General features: G+C 52.3%; 26 protein-coding genes. 23 read left to right on the top strand and 3 right to left on the bottom strand.

Annotated features, from left to right (window positions below; genetic code table 11):
- Positions 1–221 precede the first annotated feature (221 nt).
- The 12 genes from HFE64_08965 (at position 222) to dnaB (ending at position 12087) form a co-directional block, all read left to right on the top strand.
- On the top strand, positions 222–668 hold the full coding sequence (locus HFE64_08965) for a winged helix-turn-helix transcriptional regulator (protein MCI8633590.1): 447 nt from the start codon (positions 222–224) through the stop codon (positions 666–668).
- Positions 661–1965 carry a multidrug transporter MatE gene (locus HFE64_08970; GenBank protein ID MCI8633591.1) on the top strand — a complete coding sequence of 435 codons (1305 nt, stop codon included), beginning with the start codon at positions 661–663 and terminating at the stop codon, positions 1963–1965. The genes HFE64_08965 and HFE64_08970 overlap by 8 nt, the downstream gene beginning before the upstream one ends.
- Positions 1966–2127: 162 nt before the next feature.
- Entirely contained in the window at positions 2128–3036 is a 909-nt protein-coding gene (locus HFE64_08975) for a hypothetical protein (GenBank protein ID MCI8633592.1), read from the top strand.
- On the top strand, positions 3033–4055 hold the full coding sequence (locus HFE64_08980) for a hypothetical protein (protein ID MCI8633593.1): 1023 nt from the start codon (positions 3033–3035) through the stop codon (positions 4053–4055). Before HFE64_08975 ends, HFE64_08980 begins: the two co-directional genes overlap by 4 nt.
- Positions 4052–4981 (top strand): 2-hydroxyglutaryl-CoA dehydratase, encoded by a 930-nt coding sequence (locus HFE64_08985; protein MCI8633594.1) that lies wholly within the window; start codon positions 4052–4054, stop codon positions 4979–4981. Before HFE64_08980 ends, HFE64_08985 begins: the two co-directional genes overlap by 4 nt.
- Before the next feature lie 58 nt (positions 4982–5039).
- Entirely contained in the window at positions 5040–5906 is an 867-nt protein-coding gene (locus tag HFE64_08990; GenBank protein ID MCI8633595.1) for a metallophosphoesterase, read from the top strand.
- On the top strand, positions 5903–7234 hold the full coding sequence (gene argH, locus HFE64_08995) for an argininosuccinate lyase (protein ID MCI8633596.1): 1332 nt from the start codon (positions 5903–5905) through the stop codon (positions 7232–7234). The genes HFE64_08990 and argH overlap by 4 nt, the downstream gene beginning before the upstream one ends.
- A complete protein-coding gene (locus HFE64_09000; protein MCI8633597.1) occupies positions 7227–7982 on the top strand; it encodes a gamma-glutamyl-gamma-aminobutyrate hydrolase family protein in 756 nt (251 codons plus the stop codon). The genes argH and HFE64_09000 overlap by 8 nt, the downstream gene beginning before the upstream one ends.
- Positions 7982–8194 carry a DUF951 domain-containing protein gene (locus tag HFE64_09005; GenBank protein MCI8633598.1) on the top strand — a complete coding sequence of 71 codons (213 nt, stop codon included), beginning with the start codon at positions 7982–7984 and terminating at the stop codon, positions 8192–8194. The genes HFE64_09000 and HFE64_09005 overlap by 1 nt, the downstream gene beginning before the upstream one ends.
- Before the next feature lie 60 nt (positions 8195–8254).
- Complete coding sequence (locus HFE64_09010; GenBank protein ID MCI8633599.1) at positions 8255–10279, top strand: DHH family phosphoesterase; 2025 nt, start codon at positions 8255–8257, stop codon at positions 10277–10279.
- Positions 10280–10301: 22 nt separating this feature from the next.
- On the top strand, positions 10302–10751 hold the full coding sequence (locus HFE64_09015; GenBank protein ID MCI8633600.1) for a 50S ribosomal protein L9: 450 nt from the start codon (positions 10302–10304) through the stop codon (positions 10749–10751).
- Positions 10744–12087 carry a replicative DNA helicase gene (gene dnaB / locus HFE64_09020; protein MCI8633601.1) on the top strand — a complete coding sequence of 448 codons (1344 nt, stop codon included), beginning with the start codon at positions 10744–10746 and terminating at the stop codon, positions 12085–12087. The genes HFE64_09015 and dnaB overlap by 8 nt, the downstream gene beginning before the upstream one ends.
- A gap of 73 nt (positions 12088–12160) precedes the next feature.
- Here the strand turns inward: dnaB and HFE64_09025 are convergent, their stop codons facing one another.
- From HFE64_09025 to HFE64_09035, 3 genes are all read right to left on the bottom strand, one after another.
- Entirely contained in the window at positions 12161–12334 is a 174-nt protein-coding gene (locus tag HFE64_09025; protein ID MCI8633602.1) for a 4Fe-4S binding protein, read from the bottom strand.
- Positions 12335–12385: 51 nt separating this feature from the next.
- Complete coding sequence (locus HFE64_09030; GenBank protein ID MCI8633603.1) at positions 12386–12610, bottom strand: hypothetical protein; 225 nt, start codon at positions 12608–12610, stop codon at positions 12386–12388.
- A gap of 495 nt (positions 12611–13105) precedes the next feature.
- Positions 13106–14233, bottom strand: a complete 1128-nt coding sequence (locus HFE64_09035) for a hypothetical protein (GenBank protein MCI8633604.1) — start codon at positions 14231–14233, stop codon at positions 13106–13108.
- 322 nt (positions 14234–14555) lie between these two features.
- On the opposite strand from HFE64_09035, the gene HFE64_09040 reads away from it, so the two are divergent.
- The 11 genes from HFE64_09040 to HFE64_09090 all read left to right on the top strand — a co-directional run bounded on the left by HFE64_09040 (position 14556) and on the right by HFE64_09090 (position 24479).
- Positions 14556–14777, top strand: coding sequence for a DUF1858 domain-containing protein (locus HFE64_09040; GenBank protein MCI8633605.1), 222 nt, complete (start codon positions 14556–14558; stop codon positions 14775–14777).
- 78 nt (positions 14778–14855) lie between these two features.
- Positions 14856–15596 carry an adaptor protein MecA gene (locus tag HFE64_09045; protein MCI8633606.1) on the top strand — a complete coding sequence of 247 codons (741 nt, stop codon included), beginning with the start codon at positions 14856–14858 and terminating at the stop codon, positions 15594–15596.
- Positions 15583–16131 carry a hypothetical protein gene (locus HFE64_09050; protein MCI8633607.1) on the top strand — a complete coding sequence of 183 codons (549 nt, stop codon included), beginning with the start codon at positions 15583–15585 and terminating at the stop codon, positions 16129–16131. Before HFE64_09045 ends, HFE64_09050 begins: the two co-directional genes overlap by 14 nt.
- A gap of 105 nt (positions 16132–16236) precedes the next feature.
- Complete coding sequence (tsaE, locus tag HFE64_09055; GenBank protein ID MCI8633608.1) at positions 16237–16674, top strand: tRNA (adenosine(37)-N6)-threonylcarbamoyltransferase complex ATPase subunit type 1 TsaE; 438 nt, start codon at positions 16237–16239, stop codon at positions 16672–16674.
- Entirely contained in the window at positions 16668–17387 is a 720-nt protein-coding gene (gene tsaB / locus HFE64_09060) for a tRNA (adenosine(37)-N6)-threonylcarbamoyltransferase complex dimerization subunit type 1 TsaB (protein ID MCI8633609.1), read from the top strand. The genes tsaE and tsaB overlap by 7 nt, the downstream gene beginning before the upstream one ends.
- Complete coding sequence (gene rimI, locus HFE64_09065; GenBank protein ID MCI8633610.1) at positions 17384–17824, top strand: ribosomal protein S18-alanine N-acetyltransferase; 441 nt, start codon at positions 17384–17386, stop codon at positions 17822–17824. Before tsaB ends, rimI begins: the two co-directional genes overlap by 4 nt.
- A 16-nt stretch (positions 17825–17840) precedes the next feature.
- Positions 17841–19322: a DUF1846 domain-containing protein gene (locus HFE64_09070; GenBank protein MCI8633611.1), complete on the top strand. Its 1482-nt coding sequence runs from the start codon at positions 17841–17843 to the stop codon at positions 19320–19322.
- Positions 19323–19342: 20 nt separating this feature from the next.
- Positions 19343–20173, top strand: a complete 831-nt coding sequence (locus HFE64_09075; protein ID MCI8633612.1) for a trehalose utilization protein ThuA — start codon at positions 19343–19345, stop codon at positions 20171–20173.
- Positions 20170–21210, top strand: a complete 1041-nt coding sequence (locus HFE64_09080; GenBank protein ID MCI8633613.1) for a M42 family metallopeptidase — start codon at positions 20170–20172, stop codon at positions 21208–21210. Before HFE64_09075 ends, HFE64_09080 begins: the two co-directional genes overlap by 4 nt.
- Positions 21211–21381: 171 nt before the next feature.
- Entirely contained in the window at positions 21382–22065 is a 684-nt protein-coding gene (locus HFE64_09085; GenBank protein MCI8633614.1) for an ABC transporter ATP-binding protein, read from the top strand.
- Positions 22062–24479 carry an FtsX-like permease family protein gene (locus HFE64_09090; protein MCI8633615.1) on the top strand — a complete coding sequence of 806 codons (2418 nt, stop codon included), beginning with the start codon at positions 22062–22064 and terminating at the stop codon, positions 24477–24479. The genes HFE64_09085 and HFE64_09090 overlap by 4 nt, the downstream gene beginning before the upstream one ends.
- Positions 24480–24486 lie beyond the last annotated feature (7 nt).

The raw sequence follows: 24486 nt of genomic DNA on the forward strand, positions 1-24486 counted from the left end.
ACATCGCAAGTTTGCCTCTGGCAAACTTGGAGCGCAGCGCAATTGCTTGAGTAGCTGAAATATATCTAGCTGCGCTTATTATACCACAAGTTCGGCTCATTTTTTACTGAATAGATCAAAAAATTCTTGACAAATAGTACGGAAATGGACTATACTATCAATAGTACAAAACCGGACTAATTGCAACGGAAGGAGATTAAGAGATGGAATATAGTCTTTTTATGGAGCAGCTAAATCGATATTATGATGTGTGGCAAAAATGTAATTCGGTGTACGAGGACTGGGCGAAGGAGCATGGCTTGTCGATGAACGGTCTATTGGTGCTGATTGCTTTGCAGGAGGGAGGAGAGGCATGTACGCAGGGGAGAATCAGCCAGCGGTGGGGCATTCCTAAGCAGACAACCAATATGATTTTAAAGGATTTGGAGCACAGAGGACTGGCCAAGCTGCTGCCCATGAAGGAGGATAAAAGAAATAAGCAAATTTGTTTTACGGCAGAAGGAAGGGACTATGCCGATGGGATTATTTCTAAACTGCGGAGGGTGGAATTGTCTGTGTTGGAGAAGATGGGCATAGAGCGGATTAAGCAGCTCAATGACGGCATGGCCATATTTGCTGAGCTTTTTGATAAGGAGAAAAAGGAGGAAGATCATGAAGCTAATGTGTAACTTGAGGCTCTTTTTTCGCTATGTGATTCCCTCGGTGCTATCCTTTGCACTTTCAGGAGTCTATGCGATTGTGGATGGATTTTTTGTCGGGAACAGCGCGGGAGATTTGGGACTTTCGGCAATTAATATGGCATATCCGCTAGTCGCGGTGCTGCAGGCACTGGGAACCGGCATTGGAATGGGCGGCGCAATATATTATTCTATTTATAAAGCGGAGAAAAAAGAAGAACTGGCAAAAAGGTTTGCAGCAGGGGCATTGTGGGGGCTTGTGATAGCAAGCGGCCTGTCGACATGTATGCTCTTTTTTTTAAACGACTCACTTTTAAAGCTGCTGGGGGCAAGGGATTCACTACTTGCGTTGGGCAGGAGCTATATTGCCGTCATTGCGTTAGGAGCAGGCCTGCAGATTATGAGCACGGGCTTAATTCCGTTTATCCGTAATCATGGAGGCTCCTTTTATGCGATGCTGAGCATGATTGCAGGCTTTATCACCAATATAGCGCTGGACTATCTTTTTGTATGGATATGGGAGCAGGGAATGGCAGGAGCAGCTTGGGCGACCATCATCGGTCAGGGTGTGACGATGCTGATGGCGATCGTGTATTTGCTTTATAAAAAACAGCTGACTCTGCGTATTTCTCCTGTTAATATGGGCAGCACACTGCTTTCGGTGTTAAAGATAGGGATCGCACCGTTTGGTCTTACGATGATTCCAAATATCTCTTTAATCATCATCAACCGATTCTCCGTAGCCTATGGAGGCGAAAAAGCCATTGCTGTATATGCCTGTATTTCCTATATCATTTGCGTGGTCTATCTGATTCTGCAGGGGGTGGGCGATGGCAGTCAGCCCCTGCTCAGCCAATATTACGGGGAAAGAGAGCTGAATCAGCTAAAAGGGGTTCGCAGGACGGCATATGGGTTTGCGATGATGCTTTCGGTCGCAGCTTGCCTGCTCATGTATCTCACAAGGCAGCGGCTGGGGCTTTTGTTTGGAGCGTCTCAGGAGGTGAATGAAGAGATTATCCATATTCTTCCTATTTTCTTGATCTCTATCCCCTTTGATGCCGTGAGCCGTATTACGACAGCGAGCTTTTATGCAACAGAAAAAAGCCTGTTTTCTTATATTCTGATATTGCTGGAGCCCTTGCTGATGGTACTGCTAATGCTGATTCTTCCAAGATTAGGAGGCGGACAGATGATGATCTGGCAAAGTGCAGTACTGGCAAAGGTTTTGGCGGCTCTTTTGGCGCTGATTTTAAAGCGGCATACTGATAGGCAGATCATGCCGGCATGAAAAGTGTTCATAGACAAGAGAACGAGGAGGCGGCCTTCGGGGAGGGCAGGCCCCCTCGTTTCATTTAATTTTGTATTTGCTGTATAGGGCTGAAAAAAGTGGCCAAAATAGAAATGATTACCAAATATAAAAAAAGCAGAACGCTTTGGAATGGAGGCTGCAATGAAGGTTGGACTGCCAAGAGCGATGCATTTTTATTCGTATGGCATTTTATGGTACACATTTTTAGAGAAGCTGGGCGTACAGGTCCTGCTGTCCGATCTGAGCAATCGGCAGATTCTGGACTGCGGAGCCAAGAAAATGGTGGACGGCGCCTGTCTGCCGCTTAAAATCCTGCGTGGGCATGTAGAGGACTTAAAAGATAAGGGAGCGGACTACATTTTTTTGCCCAGAGTCGTGAAGCTCACGGACGCGACCTTTGCCTGCCCCAAATCGGCAGGACTGCCAGAGCTGATCTTTCAGACAGGGAGAGATCTGCCGCCGCTGCTCAGCCCGGTGATTGAAGGGACGATCACAGACCCGGCGCCGTACTATGAAACAGCGCACAAGCTGGGAGCCAGCAAAAAACAGGCACAAAAGGCGTTTGCACTGGCGCTGCGCAAATGGTCGCTGCAGCAAAAGGAAAGGGCGCTGCCAAAGAAAGAGCAGAAAACGATCGGCATTCTTGGTCATCCCTATCTGACAGAGGATGCATTTGTCAATTTTCATTTGGCACAGAAGCTGCAGGCGCGCGGCTATCAGACCTTCACCTCGCATCAGCAGCATCAGCTGCCCGCATCCGACGGCATCTATCCTAAATTTATGTTTTGGCAAAGCGGGCACGACATGGCGCATGCCATGCGGCAGCCGCTGGACGACGGCGAAAAAGCCGCAGGCTATATCCTGCTTTCAGCCTTTGGCTGCGGGCCGGATTCGTATATCGAAACCTACTGCCGGGAGTTTTTGCAGAAGCAGGGCATCCCTTATCTGGCGCTGACGCTGGATGAGCAGACGGGCGAGGCCGGCTTCGAGACGCGGGTAGAGGCTTTTTTGGATATGATTGAGCGCAGAGAGAGGAGGGCCGGAGCATGAAGGTTTGTTTTCCAAATTTCGGCAGCGTAGGCATTGTGCTGGAGACGCTTTGCCGCCAAGAAAATATTCAGTATACGCCGCCGCAGGCAGAGCTGGAGGAGGCGCTGGCCATCGGCGCGCGCCTCTCGCCGGAGGGCGTATGCCTGCCGATGAAGCGCATGCTGGGAGAATTTGTGCTGGCGGCCCGCGAAGGCGCCGACACCGCGCTCTTTCTGGGAGGCAGCGGCCCGTGCCGCTTCGGCTATTTTGCGCCCATGATGCAGACCATCCTGGAGCAGCAGGGGATCGACATGCGCGTGCTCAGCATGGAAGCGCCGGAAGGCAGTCGCCTGCAGTTCATCAAGGATCTAAGCCGGCTGCTGCACTGTTCCGAGGCCCGAACGGCGCGCCTCCTGCTCAAGGGCTGGCGGGCCATGCAGTGGCTCGACCGGTGGGAAGCGCAGCGACTTCGCGTGATTGCCCAGACCGGGCAGCGGCCGCCAAAGGCGGAAGCCGAGGGGAGCTTTAGCCTTCTCACAGCCAAATTGCAGGAGCGGTGCAGGGCCTGGCAGCTCAAAACGCCGCCGCAGGACCTGCTGCGGGTCGGCATCGTGGGGGATATTTATTCCACCGTGGATCCGCTGATCAACCACGGGCTGCAGGAGCGGCTGGCTGAGATGGGCGTGCTCACACGACGCTCGATTGAGCTGAGCAGCTATCTGCTGCATCTGCTCACCGGCAACCGGGCGCAGAACAAGGCAGCAAAGCCCTATCTGGCCAGAGGAATCGGCGGCTTTGCGCAGGAGACCATCGGCGCCAGCCAGCAAATGCTGGCCGAGGGCTTTGACGGCTTGATTCAGGTATATCCGCTGAGCTGTATGCCGGAGATCGTAGCGGACGGGATTCTGACAGGGATGCAGCAGGATACGCCCATTCCTGTTTTGCGGCTGGTGCTGGATGAGCACAGCGGACAGGCCGGCAACCAGACAAGGCTGGAGGCCTTTGCCGATATGCTGAAAAGAAGGAGAAAAGCAGGATGAATGCATACTATATGGGGATCGACATGGGCTCAGTGAGTACCAATCTGGTACTGATGCGCGAAGATAAGAGCATTGCGCACAAGCTCTATATCCGCTCGCATGGAAGACCGGTAGACAGCCTGCGCAGCGGCATGGAGCAGCTTATGCAGCAGGCCGGCGACTTTATGGTGCAGGGCGCCGGCGTCACCGGAAGCGGGCGCAAGCTCATCGGCGCGCTGGTGGGCGCTGATGTTGTCAAAAACGAAATTACCGCACATGCCATTGCCGCCATCACACAGGTGCCCGATGCGCGCACAGTGCTGGAGATCGGAGGGCAGGACAGCAAGCTGATCTGGCTGCAAAACGGCATCGTGCAGGACTTTGCCATGAATACGGTCTGCGCCGCCGGCACCGGCTCCTTTTTGGACCGGCAGGCAAGCCGTCTTGGCATCGATATCGCCGAGCTGGGGCCGCTGGCCCTGCAGTCTAAGAGCCCCGTGCGTATTGCCGGGCGCTGCGCCGTATTTGCCGAATCCGACATGATTCACAAGCAGCAGGAGGGCGAGCGCACAGAGGATATCCTGCGGGGGCTGTGCCAGGCGCTTGTGCGTAACTTTCTTTCCAATCTGGCCAAAGGAAAGCAGATCGAGGCGCCCGTGCTGTTTCAGGGCGGCGTGGCCGCCAACCCAGGCATTGTGCAGGCCTTTGAGAAGGAGCTGCAGACGCGGATTATCGTGCCCCAGTATTTTGACGTCATGGGAGCATGGGGCGCTGCCATTTTGGCGCAGGAGGAGCTTGCGCAGAGCGGGAAGCCCAGCCGGTATCACCCGCTGGCACAGGAAATAGAGGGCGCAGTAGAGGCCTTTGAGTGTACGGACTGCAGCAACCGGTGCCAGATTGTGCGCGTAGGAGAAGCGGTATGGGGCAGCCGCTGCGGAAAGTATTGACCCATATCCCAAAGCGCGGTATAATAGGCAGAAAGCATAAAATCAGGAGAGGTACAGTGTGAATCCCAAAGACAGAAGAAACCCCGCCCGAAAGGTGCTGAGCCGTATTGTAGAATTGTTGAACTATTTGCCGGGAGTGGACCGGCTCGCCGTCCGGCGCTACCGGATTGCCAGCCGCAGGATCCCGCCTGCCTTTAATGGCTACTGCATCGTGCAGATTTCCGACCTGCACGGACGCTGGTTTGGCCGCAGACAGGAAAGGCTCATCGAAGCCGTGTGCAGCCTGCAGCCGGATCTGATTTTGATTACCGGAGACTGGATCGATATGGATTATCAAAAGCAGGATCAGCTCTGCGTGGATACGCTGGTGCAGGGCCTGCTGCCGCTGGCGCCGGTATATGGGATTATCGGCAATCATGAGGCCAGGGCCTGGCATAAAACGAAAATGCTGTGCTCGCTTAAGAAAATGGGCGTGCATATGCTGCTTGATCAAAGCACCGTGCTGGAGCGCAGCGGCGAGTGTATTGCGCTGACCGGGTTTGTGACCTCCTATCATACTCCGCTCAAGGAGGAGCCGGCGCAGTATGATAGGATAAAAGAAGAATATAAAAGAGCACTGAAGCCTTTGACGGGCAATATGTACCGGATTGCGATGGGGCACAGGCCGGAGCTTTTGGCGCTGTATGAAGAGCTGGGGCTTGATCTGGTGCTGGCCGGGCATGCCCACGGAGGTCTGATGAAGCTGCCGGGAGGCCGCCGCCTTCTGGCGCCGGGACAGGGATGGCTGCCCCGCTATACACACGGCGCTTATCAAAAGGGAAAAACACATATGCTGGTGAGCTGCGGCCTGGGAGGGCCTAGAATCGGCATTGCACCAGAGATTGCACAAATTGAGCTGAAAAGCAGGAATGGAGAAAGAGTATGAAGCTTTGGGGAGGACGGTTTCGTCAGCAGGAAAATCAAATGATGGAGGATTTTAATTCCTCCTTTCCATTTGACTATCGTTTATATGAGCAGGATCTAACGGGCAGCATTGCCCACGTGCTGATGCTGGGAAAACAGCAGATTTTAAGCAGGGAAGAGACAGAGGCCATCATGCAGGGCCTGACGGGCATTCTGGAAGATATCGGCGAGGGCAGGCTGGCGCTTTCCGGCAAAGCCGAGGATGCAGAGGACATCCATACCTTTGTGGAGGCTGAGCTCATCCGCCGGATCGGTGATGTAGGCAAAAAGCTGCATACTGGTCGCAGCCGCAACGATCAGGTGGCGCTGGATATGCGGATGTATGCACGTGATCAGGCAGAGCTTTTGGTCGATAAGGTGCAGATGCTCATTGATGCACTGCACAAAAAAGGAAGCGAGCACCCCTGCTTAATGCCCGGCTATACGCATCTGCAGCGTGCGCAGGTGGTCACTTTTGCCTATCATATGGGTGCCTATGAGAGCATGCTCAGCAGGGATAAAAAACGGCTCGAAAATGCGCTTGCGCTCTTAAATGAAAATCCGCTGGGCTGTGCGGCGCTGGCTGGCACCACGCATGCTATCGACCGCTGGCAGACGACGCAGGCACTGTCCTTTGAAAAGCCCGTTGACAATTTCCTCGACGGCGTCAGCGACCGTGACTATCTGTTAGAGCTGATGAGCGATATGTCCATCATCATGGTCCATCTGAGCCGCCTGTGTGAGGAGCTCATTTTGTGGAGCAGTCAGGAATTTCGCTTTATCGATATCGACGACGCCTATGCGACTGGTTCCAGCATCATGCCGCAGAAGAAGAACCCTGATGCCTGCGAGCTGGTGCGCGGCAAAAGCGGCCGCGTGTTTGGCGATCTCATGGGGCTTCTTACAGTGATGAAGGGGCTTCCGCTTGCATATAATAAGGATATGCAGGAGGATAAGCAGGCCTTCTTCGATGCGCTCGATACGGTAGCTGCCTGCCTCGACATCATGCATGGCGTTGTTTCCACCCTCCGGGTGAGAGAGGATGTGATGCAGGAAAGCGTGAAAAAAGGCTTTTTAAACGCCACGGAGGTAGCGGATTATCTAGTATCCAAGGGCGTGGCCTTCCGCGATGCGCACGGCATTGTCGGACAGATCGTCATCGCCTGTGAGGATAAGGGCTGCGCCATCGAGGAGCTTAGCCTTGAAGAGCTTCGCAGCTTCCATCCGGCCTTCGAGGACGGCATCTACGACTATCTGGATTATCATCACATCCTGCAAAAAGGCAACAAAAAGGAAATCATCCATGAATAAAAAACCCGTTATCGCTGTTACCGGCGACTATAATATGCAGACCAACCAGTATTATCTGAAGCAGGAGTATCTGCACGCCGTGTGGCTGGCCGGCGGCGTGCCCCTGACGGTTTATCCGAGGACTACAGTGCCGCAGGAATGGAGCGGCGCGGCCGCAAAATGGATCCGGCAATATGAGCTGGACGAAGAGCTTCTGGAACGGATAGACGGCATCCTGTTTACAGGAGGTGCTGATATAGACCCTGCTTTTTATGGAGAGGCCTTGCAGCAGGAAAACGGTGAAATCTGTCCGTTTCGCGATGTATTTGAAGTGAAGCTTTGCCGGGAGGCGATGCAAAGAAACATTCCGGTTTTTGGCATTTGCCGCGGAATACAGCTCATGGCAGTAGCTGCCGGTGCAAAGCTGTATCAGGAGATTCAAAACAAGGTCACTGGCTGTCAGCATCAGCAGAAGGCGGCAACCTGGTATCCGACGCATGAGGTGCGCACGAAGGAAGGCAGTAAGCTGCGTTCTATTTTAGGCGCTGGCGCCCGGGTCAATAGCTTTCATCATCAGGCAGTAGCCAGAAGCGAGAGCTATCCTTTTGAGATTACGGCGGAGTCGCCGGACGGGATCATCGAGGGGATTGAAAAGCCGGAGCTTACATATTTTGTAGGCGTGCAGTGGCATCCGGAGCGGATGATGCAGGATCCGCTGCAGAGGGCGCTGTTTGAGCGCTTTGTAAGATGCGCGGGAGGAGAGGGCTGATGGATATTCGGCTAAAGGATGTGCTGCTGCTTAAAAAAGAACATCCCTGCGGCAGCAAGCAGTGGCTGGTGCTGCGGACGGGGATTGATTTTCGGCTGCGCTGCATGGGCTGCGGCCATGAGGTGATGCTGCCGCGCGAGAAGCTGGAGAAGCGGGTGCGCCGCATTCTGCGCGAGGGCAGCGAGATCAATCCAAATGTAGGAAAGAATTAACAGCTTTGTAATGGTTTTGCAGTAATTATATGGTAAAATGAGTAAAAAGGAGGGTCGCGAGTGGATAAAAAGACAGATGTTGGATTTAAGATTTATACCGTATTGTTATATATTGTGATGGCCGTGCTGGCTGTCAATGTGGCGCTGAATTTTGTGTATAATACGCCGGGAAATACGATCTTTGCCGCCGTGGTCTTCTTGATGATCTCGGGCATAGCGCTTTATGTAAACCGGGTGCTGAAGCAAACCATTCGCGAGCGTGTGCTGAGTAACGCGGTCGATTTGGGCAATGAGTACCAGCAGTACATGAATCAGTGGGAATATCCGTATGCGCTTTTTAGCGCTACCCTGCGCCTTGTCTGGTACAATGAAGCGTTCCGTAAATTGGTAAAATATGAGGACTGTATCGGCAAGACGATCGAGGAGCTGCAGATCGACTGGGGCAGCGAGAAGCCGGATTGGGATCCTCTGAGCAAGATGATTGAGCTGGATGGGCATTTCTTTAAAGCGGTGATGAGTCAGATTCGCCTGCGGGATAAGGGATCGGAGCAGCTGGATCTGAAAAGCTATACAGAAGTGTACAGCCTGAGTCTGCAGGATGTGACCAGAGAGATGCAGTTGGAAAAGGAGAATTTGGATCAGCAGACGGTCATTGCGCTGATCTATGTGGATAATTACGATCAGATTTTTAACAGCATGGAAGAGAACAGGCGTCCGCTGCTAGAGGCAATGCTGTTTAGGCGGCTCAGCGATTTTTCTGCGGAAGTGAGCGGTATTTTGACAAAGCTGGAGCGGGACCGTTTTTATGTGGTTTTCCCGCATAAAAATCTGGAGAAGCTGTATCAAAATCAGTTTAAGGTATTGGAAGAGGTCAAGAAGCTGAGCATTGGCAACAAATTTCCGCCGACGCTGAGTATTGGCGTGGGTGAGGATAAGGAGCTGGCAACAGCCAGAAAATATGCACGTTCCTCCGTCGATCTGGCGATGGGGCGCGGCGGTGATCAGGCTGTGGTGAAAAACAAGGATACGCAGCACTTTTTTGGCGGCATGACGACCACAACGGAGAATAATACGAGAGTACGGGCCAGACTGATCGGATATGCGCTGAAGGAGCTGATCTCAGCGAGCGACCGGGTACTGATTATGGGGCATGCCAATCCGGATCTGGATAGCTTCGGCGCGGCGCTGGGGCTGTACCGGGCCTGCTTTGAGCTGAAAAAGCCTGTGAACATTGTGATGAGCCGCGAGAAGCATGCGGCGGTGGAGTATATCTATCGGCGCGTGGATGAAGACAGGGATTATATGAATGTTCTGATCGATAAGGAGCAGGCTGAAGAGTATCTGGGCGCTAATACGCTATTGATCCTGGTGGATGTAAACCGCAAGGTAATCGTGCAATTTCCGGAGCTGGTGGATCAGGCGAAGAACATTGCCGTCATCGATCATCACCGCACGAGCGCCGACAGTGTAGAGGGCGTGGGCGTTTCTTATGTAGAGCCTTTTGCTTCCTCAGCCAGTGAAATGGTGACGGAGCTACTGCAGTATATGGTCGAGAATCTTTCGCTGCGTTCGATAGAGGCGGATGGTCTGTTTGCAGGGATCGCCCTCGATACCAAGAATTTTACGGTCAAGACAGGGGTGCGAACCTTTGAGGCGGCAGCCTTTCTGAGAAGAAGAGGGGCGGACAGCGTACGCGTGCGGAAGATGTTTAAGAATGATATGGGAGATTATAAGGCGAAGGCGCAGGTGATCAGCAATGCGCAGATTCTGAGCAATCAGATGGCCATTGCGACATGGAGCAGCGAGCTGCCCAATGCGACGACGGTAGCGGCGCAGGCGGCGGATGAGCTTTTGGATATCCACGGGATCCATGCTTCGTTTGTGCTGACGGAGATGGATCATCAGCAGGTGAATATCAGCGCCAGATCGCTGGGAGAGATTAATGTGCAGCTCATCATGGAGGAGCTGGGCGGCGGCGGTCATCTGACGATGGCGGGTGCGCAGCTGAAGGATGTCAGTTTGGATGAGGCGCAGAAGAGACTGGAGGAAGCAATTGAGGCTGTGACAGCAAGAAAGCCTAAGTAAAATAGAGAAACGGAGGAGCATTATGAAAATACTTTTGACAGAGGATGTAAAGAAGCTGGGGAAAAAGGGCGAGATTGTCGATGTGAGCGACGGCTATGCCAAAAATTTTATTTTGCCGAAAAAGCTGGGGATCGAGGCCAATAAGGCCGTGCTGAATGAATGGCAGGTCAAGAAGGGCAGCGAGGAGAACCGTAAACGCAAGGAAGAGGAAGAGGCCAAGGCGCTGGCGAAGGAGCTGACAGGCAAGGAAGTGGTGATCCGCACGAAGGCTGGAGACGGAGGCCGTCTGTTTGGCTCGATCACCAGCAAGGATGTTGCGGAGGCGGCTGAAAAGCAGCTGGGCCTGAAGGTGGATAAGAAAAAAATTCAGATGCCGGACGCGATCAAGGGCGTGGGGGAATATACCGTGACGATCAAGCTGCATGCAAAGGCGGCGGCTGAAATTCGCTTAAAGGTGGAGAATGATGGCTGACGAAAAGCTGGTTCCCCGGATTCCGCCGCACAGTGAGGAGGCGGAGCAGTCGGTGTTGGGATCGGTCCTGATTGATCATGAAGCGGTGAATGTGGCTGCTGAGAATCTGAAAGCCGAGGATTTTTATAATCTGCGGCATAAGGAGATTTTTGAAGCGGTGCTGGATCTGTATCAGGAGGGGCGCGCGGTTGATCTTGTGACGCTTAAGAGTCAGTTGGAGCGCCGCGGTAAGCTGGAAGCGGCCGGCGATATGAAATATCTGAGTCAGATTGCGGCTGCGGTGCCTAATTCGGTACATATTCGGCAGTATGTGAAAATTGTAAAGGATAAGGCACTTTATCGCAGATTTATTCAGTTGGGCAATCAGGTACTGACAGAGAGCTTCAGTACGGAAACGCCGATTGAGCAGCTTTCTGAACAGGTGGAAAAGGAAGTCTTCGGTATTTTGCAAAACCGGGGCAGCGATGACTTTTCTCATATCAAGGACGTTCTGATGGAGTCGTTTGATGAGATCGAAAAGATTGCTCAAAACGGCGGCGAGGTCGCGGGGATTTCGACCGGATTTATTGATCTGGATCAAAAGACGGCGGGGCTGCATCCATCGGATCTGGTGCTCATAGGAGCAAGGCCGTCTATGGGTAAGTCGGCGCTGGGTGTGAATCTGATCCAAAATGCCGCGGTAAGGGGCGGCAAAACCTGTGCCATCTTTAGTTTGGAGATGTCCAAGCAGCAGGTTGTGAATCGAATGCTGGCCTGCGAGGCAGGCGTGGATATGGAGCATTTGCGCTCGGGTAATATGACAGATCAGGACTGGGAGAGATTAGTAGAAGCACTGGGGCCTCTTTCGGAGGCACAGGTATATTTGGATGATACGGGCGGCATCACATTGGCAGAGCTTCGCTCGAAATGCCGGAAGCTGAAAATTGAGCATGGGCTGGATCTGGTTATGATCGATTATTTGCAGCTAATGAGCGGCAGCGGCCGGAGCGGTGATAACCGGCAGCAGGAAATCTCAGAGATTTCGCGTGGCCTGAAGACGCTTGCGCGGGAGCTGCAAATTCCTGTTATCGCCTTGTCACAGCTTTCCCGTGCGCTGGAGGCGCGGGCTGATCACCGTCCTATGATGTCAGATCTTCGTGAATCTGGTGCGATCGAGCAGGATGCGGATGTGGTGATGTTTATTTACCGAGACGAATATTACCATCCGGATTCAGAGGATAAGAATATCGCGGAAATCATCATTGCTAAGCAGCGAAACGGCCCGGTGGGCACAGTGAAGCTGCGCTATGACGGGCAGTATACCCGTTTTTCTAACCTGATGCATACGCCAATATAAAAAAGCCGGATGACGAATATCCGGGCAAAAAAATAAAGCCGCTTGCATAAGCGGCTTTATTTTATATTACATCTTATTCCTGAGGCTGAGGAGCGCCTACAGGACAGGTTCCTGCACATGCGCCACACTCGATGCAAGTATCGGGATCGATAACATATTTGTCATCGCCCTCTTTGATAGCCTCTACAGGACATGCAGCAGCACAAGCGCCGCAGCTAATGCAGTCGTCGTTAATTACGTATGCCATTATAAACACCTCCATTAAATTATGTGATCATTATCATACGATACATTGGTATCATACAACAAAATACTCAAATGTGCAAGTGGCAATTTTAGGATAGGAGCGCAGTGCTTGTGACCGCTGGGAATTGCTGGAAATTGCTTGCGCCGATGATGGCTGAAATTGAAAATATGTGAGTGGCCGCGGCTGCGCCGAGTATAGCTGAAATTGAAAATATAGCTGAATTTTTTCAGCTATTCTGAACTCTTCCGCCACCCTTGGTGGAATTTCTTCCACCATATTGCTTTTCAGAAGCTGTTCATGACGGGTAATTTTCCACCATTGTTCTCCTGTTCCGCCATGACCAGCTGAAACTGTTCAGCTAATTTCAATTTTTTGTTATACACGGCTGAACGGGACAATCAATATGACCTAGCAACGCTGTGTACATGTAGTCGGCGTTGTTTAAACCTGGTTTTTTGATTTTTAACGTATCTTTCGGTGATTAGCTCCGTTATGCTGTGCTGTAACAGCGCAGCATAACGGGTCAAAACAGAAAATAGCCCCGTTAAATACGGACATAGACACGATATCTAACGGGCAAAATTTCCTAATTGCCCGTTAAATCATCCCAGATAAGGGATCACCAACGGAGATAAAATAGAAAAGATACGTTAAATAGCTTAAAAATAGCTTCTGACAACTTCCGGAAATCCATGTGGGGACGGACCTCAATCAAACCCATAAACCATCCACCCCCCAAAAAACAACCTAACAACCCAACAACCCCAATACCTACTCATTTGGCTGCAAACGCAGCATGAGCTCCTCCAAAGTCTCGCCCTGCACCCAAGCTGTATCGGGCTTAGTGTTGCACAGCGGCCACACGCGGCCGTCTATGATTTCGCAGATACCGTAATAACGGTCAGAAGGGGTGAGTGAAAGAGGCTCCGTATCATAAACACCGCCCCTTTTAGGCTGCATAAAAAACAGATATGTATTTTTTTCCCGTAATGCCCGCTCTGAATCATAATTGCGGATGGAGTAGCTCTGAGCATCAGGAAAATATCCCTTATGATCATAGAAAGAAACCTCATCGCCAGGTGCAAGCGCTCCTTTAAAGACAGCGTCAATCCGGATCTGGTAAATTTCATGAGGAGCATGGTTGATCCGGATGATTTCTCCGGAAAATACATCAGATGAGCCGGCGAATACATCCTGCAGCTGATGAGAGTCAGCATAGCCAGCCAAAGGACCGGCAGGCAGATCAAGCAGATACAGCAAAGGAGAAGAAAGAACCGGCAAATCAGCATAAGGATTTGATATGTTATAATTTTCGAGGACGGCATCATATACGGATTGATACCCGGCATAATGGAAGAGCCGCGTACCAAGTCCCCGGTCATAGGGAAAGGAATCACTTTCGGTTCTGCTTTTTGGTAGGTCCGTGATTTCATAAAGCTGCGCGCCGTCCGCCAGTACCCAAGAATCCACCAGCGCACCGCTGATGCCGCGTTCATACACATCCAGAACAGGCAGGGTATATTTCTGAGCTCCGGCACAGAAAACAGCCTGCATGCTGCCAATCTGAAAATGCTGCTTCATTTCATCCCATGAAGCAGTCGTTATTTTTTTCAGGTGACAGTCAAAGGCCGCGATCGTTTCTTCAAATTGCACGGCCGTCTCTGGATTTTCACGCGTGAGCGTGCGGACAAGCCTAGGCTCATAGGACTCAGGAAGACCCTGCGGCGCATAGTAAAATTCAATGACATCGATTTCTTCCGGAGCAGCGCCTAAAAGAGAAAAATAGGTCGTTTCCTCCGGATAGGACTTATCCGATGAAAGGAAAACCCAAATCATGGTTAAAATCAGGCAGGCCAAAGCCAAAAAGCCAAAAGAAAGCCATTTTGAAAAATTTTTCATAATATCCTCCACTATAAAATCGGGCTGACATCTGCAGAATGATTACCAATAGCATAGCACGATTTAAAAAAACAGACAACCCATACCTAAAGGGATAAGAAACTCTGATAAAAGTCAGCAGTAGCAGTTGTAAAATAAGAGCATTTGTATTATAATATGGACTGTAACAAAAGCAGGAGGTGTTAGTGTGAAAAATCAACTCAGTAGCTGGTTTTTTACACGGCTGTTTGTGCCGAAGCGCCACAAATAGCTTTTAGCACAGGCGCAATTTGATATTTGCGGCGCCTCCTCAGTGTTAAAGTGCTTCGGAATGGAGAGTAAAATGGCTAAAACTGTTACAAAAGACATGATTATTGCGGATCTGCTGCAGGTAGATGAGGCTGTAGTTCCGATTTTAATGGCAAGCGGCATGGGCTGCGTTGGCTGCCCCTCCGCACAGGGTGAGACATTGGAAGAAGCCTGCTTTGTTCACGGCATCGATTCAGAGCAGGTGATTAAGCAGATCAATGACTATCTGGCTCAGAAGGAAAACGAAGAAGCATAAGCATTGGTTTGCTAGATGAATTAAAAAAGAAAGGCGCTGCCTGTGAGTGATGCTTATGGGTAGCGCTTTTCAGTAAACATGGATAAAAGATATAAGAGAGGAGTGACGAACATGAAGGCAGAGCGGATCAATCAGGATCAGATTCGGTTTACGTTAAATGCGGTAGATCTGCAGGAGCGCAATCTCAGAGTTTCTGAGCTTGCCTATGGTTCAGAGAAAACAAAGGCCCTCTTTGATGATATGATGAAAACAGCGCTGGAACAATTCGGCGTAGATTTTTCAGAAAAGCCTCTGATGATTGAAGCCATTCCGGTTTCTGAGAGCACGCTTACAATCACGGTCACGCGCGTGTCGGGCGCCGCAGAGCTGGGAGCTCTGTTCGGCAGTAATCTGCCGGACGGACGCCGCGATCAGAAGGAGGCACCGCCGGAGCCTAAGGCCGCTACAAAGGAAACAAAGCGTCGCCAGAGCAGCATGGAGCTTCCGGAGAACGGGGAAGAAGTGATCTATGCGTTCCCTGATTTTGAGAGCCTGTGCAGGGCCGCGCGGCATATTCCGCAGCAGGTTGGCCTGAAGAATATGCTGTATCATGATGAACAAAAAGGAAAGTATTATTTGATTGTACATTATAAAAAAATGGATCAGCGCATCCGCTATGTGGTTTCATTGCTTTCACAATACTGTGAAACATGGACAATCAACAGACATACTGAAGTGATTATCAAAGAATACGGGCGCTTGGTGATCAAGACCAGAGCCATTCAAAAGCTAGCTGCCATTGAGCAGTGGCAAGAAGGAGAGCTGCATGCTGGAGTTTAAAGTAGGAGAGGCCTTTCCGCTTCCGCCGGTCAGTCAGGAGGGAGCCGTGTTTTCCGTGGAACCGTATTCGATGATGCTAATCTACCGGTACGACAGACCCAGCGAAGCAGAGATTCAGGAGTTTAAAACAGGCGAGTATCAGCTGGCCGTAACCGAGCTACGCAAGGTGATGTTTATTCTGTCTAAATTTGGGCGTCTGAACTGGTCAGACTGTGCCTACAGCAGCCAGCTTTCCGATTCACCCAAGGAGCTGCCCGAGTTAAAAGAGGGGCACAGAGGCTATGCGATCGACGCCTTTTTGGTCGATTGTCATGACAATACCCTAAAGGCGCACCGGCTGATTCGCATGAATCCAGAGTTTTCCAGAAAATTCAGACTGCTTTTGCTGGATGACGGGCAAAAGAGCTTTCAGCAGGAGGAATATGAGCAGGCCGTTTCCAATGTGTACCGCATGTATTCTACCAAGGATCTATTAAAAATAAGCTTAATGCAGATGAAAGGAAGAGCGCCGCAGCAAGGCGGGGCCAACGAATAAATCTGTAAAAGCAGGAGCAATCAAATGGGGCACCACTCAATCCACGGCAGGAGAGTGGTGCTTAATCAATGCATAGCAGAGCTGTTAAAAGAAAGGAGGAGCCCCTTGCATATCTTAGAATCACATGGAGAAGAAGAGACCTTCGCAATTGGGCAAAAGCTAGGTAAAGCAGCAGCCCCCGGTCAGATTTTTTGTCTGATCGGCGATCTGGGAACCGGCAAAACGGTACTTGCCAAAGGCCTGGCAGACGGGCTGGGGATTCAGGAAGACATTGTCAGCCCCACATTTACCATCATACAGGAGTATCAGGGCAGGCTTCCCTTTTATCATTTTGATATATATCGGATTATGGACGAGGACGAGCTCTTTGAAATCGGCTGGGAAGAATACATAAACGGCAGCGGCGTTTGTCTGGTAGAATGGGCCGATCAGGTGCCCGAGGCAATCCCGCCGGAGGCGAGCTGGATCCAGATCGAAAAGGAGCTTAGCAAAGGCATATCATACCGAAAAATTACGATAAAAGAAGGAACCAAGCCATGCTGATATTAGGAATCGAAGCAGCCGCCAAGGTGGCTGGTGCCGCGCTGTATGAGGATGGCCGTATTTTGGCCGAGCAGATGGCAAACGGCGCGCTCACTCACTCAGAAACGCTGATGCCCATGATAGATGCCGTCTTTAAGGCGGCCGGCCGTGAGCCGGAAGAGCTGGATTATATTGCCCTGACCAGCGGTCCGGGATCGTTTACCGGCCTCCGGATCGGAGCCGCCACAGCTAAGGGACTGGCGCTGGGACTCGGGATCCCCGTCATTCCGCTGTCTACGCTGGAGGTGCTCGCTTATGGCGCCAGCGGAGGGATGAGCTGCGTGCCGATGATGGATGCACGCAGAGGACAGGTATACAGCGCCCTTTACGCCGGGGAGCAGGTGCTGATGGAGCCGCAGGCGATCAGCATACAGGAATTGGCAGAGAAGCTGCGGGCATGGGGACAGCCCTGTATGTGCATGGGGGATGCCGCCGACCTGTACCGTGAGCAGCTTTCAGCTTTGCTGGGGGCGCAGTATCATATAGCGCCGCCGCACCTGAAGGACCTGCGGGCCGCGGCAGCAGCAGCTTTAGCGGCAGAGAAGCTGGCGAAGGGGCTGGTGAAAGGAATCTGCGGCAGCGAGCTGACGATTGAATATCTGCGTAAGCCTCAGGCAGAACGAGAAAGGGAGGCAAGGTTATCGGCTGAGGCTTTGTCTCAGGCAGAACGATGATCGTACGGAGCATGCGTGAGGCGGATCTTGACCGGGTGTGTCAATTGGAAGAGGCGGCGTTTTCGGTGCCGTGGTCAAGAGAGGCTATGAAAAAGGAAATTTGTGAAAACGAGCAGGCACACTATCTGGTCGCGGAGGAAAGCGGCGAGCTGGTTGGATATGGCGGCTTCTGGCAGGTGCTGGATGAGGGTCATATCATGAATATTGCGGTGGACGAGGAGCGGCGGCAGCGAGGCATTGGCGAAGCGCTGCTGCGCGAGATGATCACGCTGGGGACGCAGCTGGGGATTCTGTACTGGACGCTGGAGGTCAGAGTGAGCAATCGGGCGGCCATTTCACTTTATGAGAAGGTGGGCTTTAGCTCGGCGGGGATCCGGCCGGGATATTATGAAAAGCCGAAGGAAGACGCATATATTATGTGGTATCAGGCAGACTAAGGAAAGGGAGAAGAGGATGAAGATCGGATTTGACAATGAAAAATATGTGAGGATGCAGTCGGAGCATATCCGGGAGCGCATTGCCAGCTTTGGCGGCAAGCTATATCTGGAGTTTGGCGGCAAGCTGTTTGATGATTATCATGCATCGAGGGTACTGCCGGGGTTCGAGCCGGATAGCAAGATGAGAATGCTGCAGCAGCTGGCCGACCAGGCCGAGATTGTGATTGCGATCAATGCAGCAGACATTGAAAAGAAACGGATCCGCGGAGATCTGGGGATTACCTATGATTTAGAGGTGATGCGCCTGATCGATAATTTCAGAGAGCGCGGCCTCAAGGTAAGCGCAGTCGTGCTGACCTGCTTTGCCGGGCAGCCCATGGCGGAGAGCTTTCAGAAGCATTTGGAGAGCAAAGGCATTGCCGTGTACCGGCATTACCCGATTGAAGGATACCCTTCAGATGTAGCGAAAATTGTCAGCAGCGAAGGATATGGGCGCAATGAATACATAGAGACTACGCGTTCTCTGGTCGTGGTGACGGCGCCCGGACCGGGCAGCGGCAAGCTGGCGACCTGTCTTTCCCAGATTTATCAGGATCATGAGCGTGGTGTGCAGTCGGGATATGCTAAATTTGAGACCTTTCCCATCTGGAACCTGCCGCTCAGCCATCCGGTGAATGTGGCCTATGAGGCGGCGACGGCGGACCTGAATGATGTTAATATGATCGATCCTTTTCATTTAAAAGCCTACAATAAAATCTGCGTCAACTATAACCGAGATGTAGAAACCTTTCCAGTTCTGTCAGCCACGTTTAAAAAGATCTATGGAAGCTGTCCGTATCAGTCGCCGACGGATATGGGCGTTAATATGGCAGGAAACTGTATTTTTGATGATGAGGCCGTGTCAAAGGCTTCACGGCAGGAGATTCTTCGCCGGTATTTTCAGGCGCAGTGCAATTTGAAAAAGGAAGTGGGCACCGAAACAGAGGTGCGCAAGATTGAGCTTTTGATGAGCCAGCTGGGGCTTGAGGCGAGTGAGCGCCCGATTGTCGGAGCAGCGCATCAGATGGCAGAGGAGACGGGAGAGCCAGCCGTGGCGCTGGAGCTTGCCAGCGGCGACGTGGTCATGGGGCACACCTCAAAGCTGATGGGGGCCTCGGCAGCAGTGATCATGAACGCGCTGAAGCATCTGGCGGGGATTCCTAAAGAGGTCGATCTGATTTCGCCGACGGTCATTGAACCGATTCAGCGGCTCAAGACCAATCATTTTGGCAGCCAAAATCCGCGGCTCCATTCAGATGAAATTCTGATCGCACTTTCTATCTGCGCGGCCAGCGACGATACGGCCAAAAAGGCGCTGGACCAGCTGGACAGGCTGGCAGGGAGCGAGGTGCATTCCAGCGTGATTTTGAGCACAGTGGACGAGGGTGTTTTTAGAAAGCTTGGTACATATCTGACCTGCACGCCGTATTATCAGACGCAAAAGCTGTATCGTAAATAATCAATAAAAAGGAGAAGGACATGCGCGTTTTAATTTATAATGAATTTATGCATGAGCAAAAAGTGGGCTCGGCTGCACAGAGGATGTATCCAAAAGGAATTCATATGGCCATTGCAGAAGGGCTTCAAAAGCTGGATCCGGATCTGAGCTTTCAGTATGCCACGCTGGAAAATCATCGGGATACACTGACGGAAGAGGCTTTAGCAGAGACAGATGTGCTCATCTGGTGGGGGCATATGCATCATCAGGATGTGGAGGATGCCGTCGTCAGCAGAGTATGCGAGGCGGTGAACAAGGGCATGGGACTGATCGTGCTGCATTCCGGCCATGAATCGAAGGTATTCCAGCGCCTTATGGGGACGCGCTGCTCGGTGCACTGGAGAGAGTCCAATGAAAACGGACATATCTGGCTGCTGGATGAAACGCATCCCATCGTACAGGGCGTACAGAACCCGCTGGACCTTTCAGCAGAGGAAACCTATGCAGAGCCGTTTGACATCCCGCAGCCGGACGAGCTGCTGGGCGTTACCTGGTGGAAGGGCGGCGAAATTTTCCGCGGCATGAATCTGTACCGCAGGGGACGCGGCAAGATTTTTTATTTCCACCCGGGTCATGAGACGCTTCCCAGCTATTATAATGAGCAGGTGCTGCGGGTGATCGACAATGCGCTGCATTATCTGCAGCCGGTCTGCCGCGTGCAGGAGCTGACCTCGCGGTATAAGGTGCCGCAGGAAAAGGATATTTGCGAGGCTTTATTTGAGGAAAAAGAAGGCAAGCTGCGCTATAAGGGATATGAATCGGCACATGAGTGGAAGGCCGTCAGAACGAATACAGAGGAGGAAGCCAGATGAACCGCGAATTTTTAAAGGAGCTTTTGCTCACGCCCTCCGTGAGCGGTCATGAAGAAGAGGCGCAACGGAAGGCGCTCGCCTATGGGCAGTCCTTTGCGCAGGGGCAGCTCTGTGATCCGAGCGGTAATGCCATCTCGGTGGTCAATCCAGAGTCTGCCTGCAAAGTGCTTCTTTGCGGCCATATCGATGAGATCGGTTTTATTGTGACGCATATTCAGAGCGATGGCATGCTGCGGCTGGCAAAGGCCGGCGGCGTGCGCGCGGGGCTCTATGTAGGGACGCCGGTGCAGATCCTGCACGAAGGACAAAAGGTAGACGGCGTGGTCGCGGTAGCCAGCTCCCTGATCAAAAAAGGGGATGTAGCGGTAGAGGATCTGATGGTCGACATCGGAGCCGAAACCCGTGAGCAGGCCCTAGAGCATGTGGCCGTCGGTGATCCCGTATGTGCAGACACGCAGGTGCACGAGCTGCTGAATGATCGTTTCTCCTCAAGAGGGCTGGATGACCGGACAGGTGCCTTTGTGATTTTGGAAGCCGCAAAGCGCGCAGCGCAAAAAGGGGCGCAGGCAGGCATCTATGCGGCCACGACAGTGGGCGAGGAGACAACGATGCGCGGCGCCTATTATGCAGCAAGCAGGGTGAGGCCCAGCTGTGCGATTGTTGTGGATGTGACATGGGTGAGCGATGCACCGGAGACAAATCCGGCTCATACCGGCGAGGTAGGGCTTGGCAAGGGGCCGGTGCTCTGCATGAGCTCGGTTGTCAATAAAAAGATGAACAGGCTTTTCAAGCAGATCGCGCAGGAAAAAGAGATCCCTGTGCAGTGGGAGCTGGCGCCGGCCGGCACCAGTACGGATGGAGATAAGGTCAACCTGTCCGGCGAGGGCGTACCAGTGGCACTGGTTTCGATTCCGCTGCGCTATATGCATAGCTCAGTGGAGATAGCTAGCTGGAGCGATCTAGAAAACTGCATTGAGCTGATTAGTGAATTTTTGCTGCGGATAGAGGAAGGCTTTGATTACTGTCCGCTCAGTTAAAAAACAGAGTCCCTGAAGAGCCTGGGTAAGCCCGCTCTTTAGGGACTTTTATATAAAGTGACAAAACTGTCACTTGCAAGTCACGCGGTTGTCATCTTCATATGATATGCTGGGCTTATCAAAAAGATTAAATCAGGGCATGTCTCAAAATGCCCGGAAATGGAGATTACAATGGAAATACTGCGGGTAGAGAATCTGACAAAAACCTACGGGAGCGGCCTCAATCAGGTAGTGGCGCTGGATCATGTGTCATTCTCAGTGGAAAAGGGAGAGTTCATTGCCATCATGGGACCTTCCGGCAGCGGAAAATCTACGCTGCTGCATCTTCTGGGAGCGGTCGACCGTCCGACAGAGGGCAAGCTGTATATGGACGGACAGGATGTGTTTGAGCAGGATGATGAAAAGCTGGCAGTGTTCCGCCGGCGGCAGGTAGGCCTGATCTATCAGTTTTACAATCTGGTTTCTGTGCTGGATGTGCGTGAAAATATGACGCTGCCCCTGCTGATGGATCAGCGTGAAATCAATGAAGAAAGATTGAACGAGCTGCTGCATATTTTAAATATGGAGGGACGGGAGCGGCACCTGCCCAGCGAACTCTCTGGAGGGCAGCAGCAGCGCGTTGCTATTGGGCGCGCTCTGATGACAGCGCCGGCTGTACTGCTGGCAGATGAGCCGACCGGCAATCTGGACTCCCGAAACAGCCAGGAGATCGTATCGCTGCTTAAAAAGTCTAACCGCGAATACGGGCAGACGCTGATCATGATTACCCATGATGAAAATATCGCCTGGCAGGCAGACCGGATGATCACGTTAGCCGACGGCAAAATCCAGCGGGACGAGGTGATCCGCCGATGAATGTCTTTCATAAAATTACACGGAAAAATCTTAAGAAAAATCGGGTGCGCACTCTTGTAACGATTATCGGCGTGATTTTATCAACAGCGATGATCACAGCTGTGTTTTCCATCGGCAGCAGCTTTGTGAATTTTATGAAAGAGGGCACGATCGAGGCGCTGGGCGACTGGTATGCGGCAGATAACCAGCTTTCGCAGGATCAGCTGCAGGAGCTTCAGCAAAGAGAAGAGGTTAGCGAGATTGCCTATGCAAAGAAGCTGGGTTATGCCGAGAGGCCGCAGGCAGAAGCAAATCAGGATAAGCCGTATTATTATGTGCTGGCCGTCAGCGAGGGCTTTGCGCAGCAAATGAGACTAAACCTTACACAGGGGCGCATGCCGCAGAATGAGCATGAAATTTTGATCCCAGAGCATCTGCTGGATCAGGGCGGTTACCGCTATGCGCTGGGAGAGGAATTTACGCTGACGCTTGGCGACAGAGCGGGAGGACTTTCGCAGTATAATCCCTATAGCGCGGAAGAAGAAAGCTTTATTGAGAGGGAGCAGCAGAGCTATGTAGTGACTGGGTTTTATCAGAGACCGAGCTTTGAAGAATATTCGGCCCCCGGCTATACGCTGCTTACGGCGCTGGAGGCACAGACGGAGGGAAGTTACGAGGCCTATTTTAAGACGAAGGACCCGGACCGGATCTACAGCCTGTTAACAGAAATGCAGATCGGTACCACCAAAAATGAAAGCCTTCTGGCATACATGGGAAGCTTTCAGTATAATAACTGGGCGGTTGCCATCTATGGTGTTGTTTTGATTATCCTAGGGCTTATTTTAGTAGCATCGGTAGCGCTGATTTACAATGCCTTTGCCCTTTCCGTCAGTGAGAGGACACAGCAGTTCGGCCTGCTTTCCTCCATCGGAGCCACATGGCGTCAGCTGCGCGCCAGTGTGCTGTATGAGGCCGCCATCGTCAGCTGTATCGGCATTCCGCTTGGCATCATCAGCGGCCTGATTGGGATCGGCATCACCCTGCATTGCCTAGAGGGGGCCATTCAAGCATGGATGCGGACGAAGGCGAGCATGAGTCTTGCAGTCAGCTGGCCGGTCCTGCTCTTGGCGGCGGCCATTGCCATCGTCACGGTGTTCATTTCCGCCTGGATTCCCGCACGGCGGGCAAAAAGGATCACGGCCATGGAGGCCATCCGCAAAAATCAGGACGTGAAGGTGGGAAAGCGCGAGAGGCGCAGCGGCCGCTGGATGCAGAAATGGTTTGGAGCGAATGGGCTCTTGGCCAGACGCTATTTTGGCAGGAGCCGTAAAAAATACCGTATCACAACGTTTTCGCTGGCGCTGAGCGTGGTGCTGCTGGTGGCGTCGAGCTGCGTGTGCAGTTATGTGCTGCAGGATGTGCAGGGCGCGATGGAGAGCTATGAGGAGGATATCCAGCTGAGCGTGTATGACGAGGCATTTCCGCTGCTGGATGAGACGCTGCGCGGGCTTGACGGTGTGGAGAGCGTGAGCTATGCCGCGGTGCTGTATGAGCAGCTGGAGGGCGCAGAGACGCAGCAAATTAAGTTTTATTTGCTGGATGATGCGACCTATGAGCGGTACGTGCAGGAGCAGGGACTGGACCTGCAGAAGCTGCAGGGAAAGGGCATTCTGTATGATCAGCAGGTGGTGCGAGAGAATCATCAGTACCGCTGGAAGCAGCTGCTGGATCCGCAGGCTAAGAGCATGCGGCTGCAAAGCGGAAAGGAATATGAAATAGGCGCCCGGGTCGAGGAGCCGCCAATGGGCGTTAGCGGTATTGATTATTTTGCGATTATGGTGTATCCTTATTCAGAAAAAGAAGCGCTGGAGCTGGAGCCGGGCAGCGCAGGCATGGAGTATTATTTAAAGACGGGCGAGGCGCACAGTCAGGTGATGCAGGAGATTCAGGACCTCAGGGGCGAGGCGTGGCCACAGGACTATGATCTGTATGATTTCTGGCAGATGCGGCGGGTCAGCCGCAGCACGGTGACGATTATCCGCGTGTTTTCCTATGGCTTTGTGGCGCTGATTGCGCTCATTGCCGCCGCGAATGTATTTAATTCGATTTCGACGAATCTTCTGCTGCGCAGAAAGGAGTTTGCGGTGCTGCGCTCCTTGGGCATGAGCCATAAAGGGCTGTGGAAGATGATGAATGAAGAATCACTGCTGTACGGAGGCCGGGCGCTGGCCTGGGGGCTGGCCGTTTCGCTGCTTCTTTCAAGAGTGCTGTATGAGCTGCTCAATCAGGCCTTTGACGGGCCTTATCAGCTTCCGCTTGAAGCGATGGCGGTTTCGGCGATCGGCGTCTTTGCCGTACTGATGGCGGCCATGTTCTATGCCGGAAGGAAGCTTCAGAAGGGGCAGATCATGGAGGCGCTGCGGGAAAACGAATAAGGAGAAC

It is taken from the genome of Lachnospiraceae bacterium, from assembly GCA_022794035.1.
Classification (GTDB): domain Bacteria; phylum Bacillota; class Clostridia; order Lachnospirales; family Bianqueaceae; genus CALWPV01.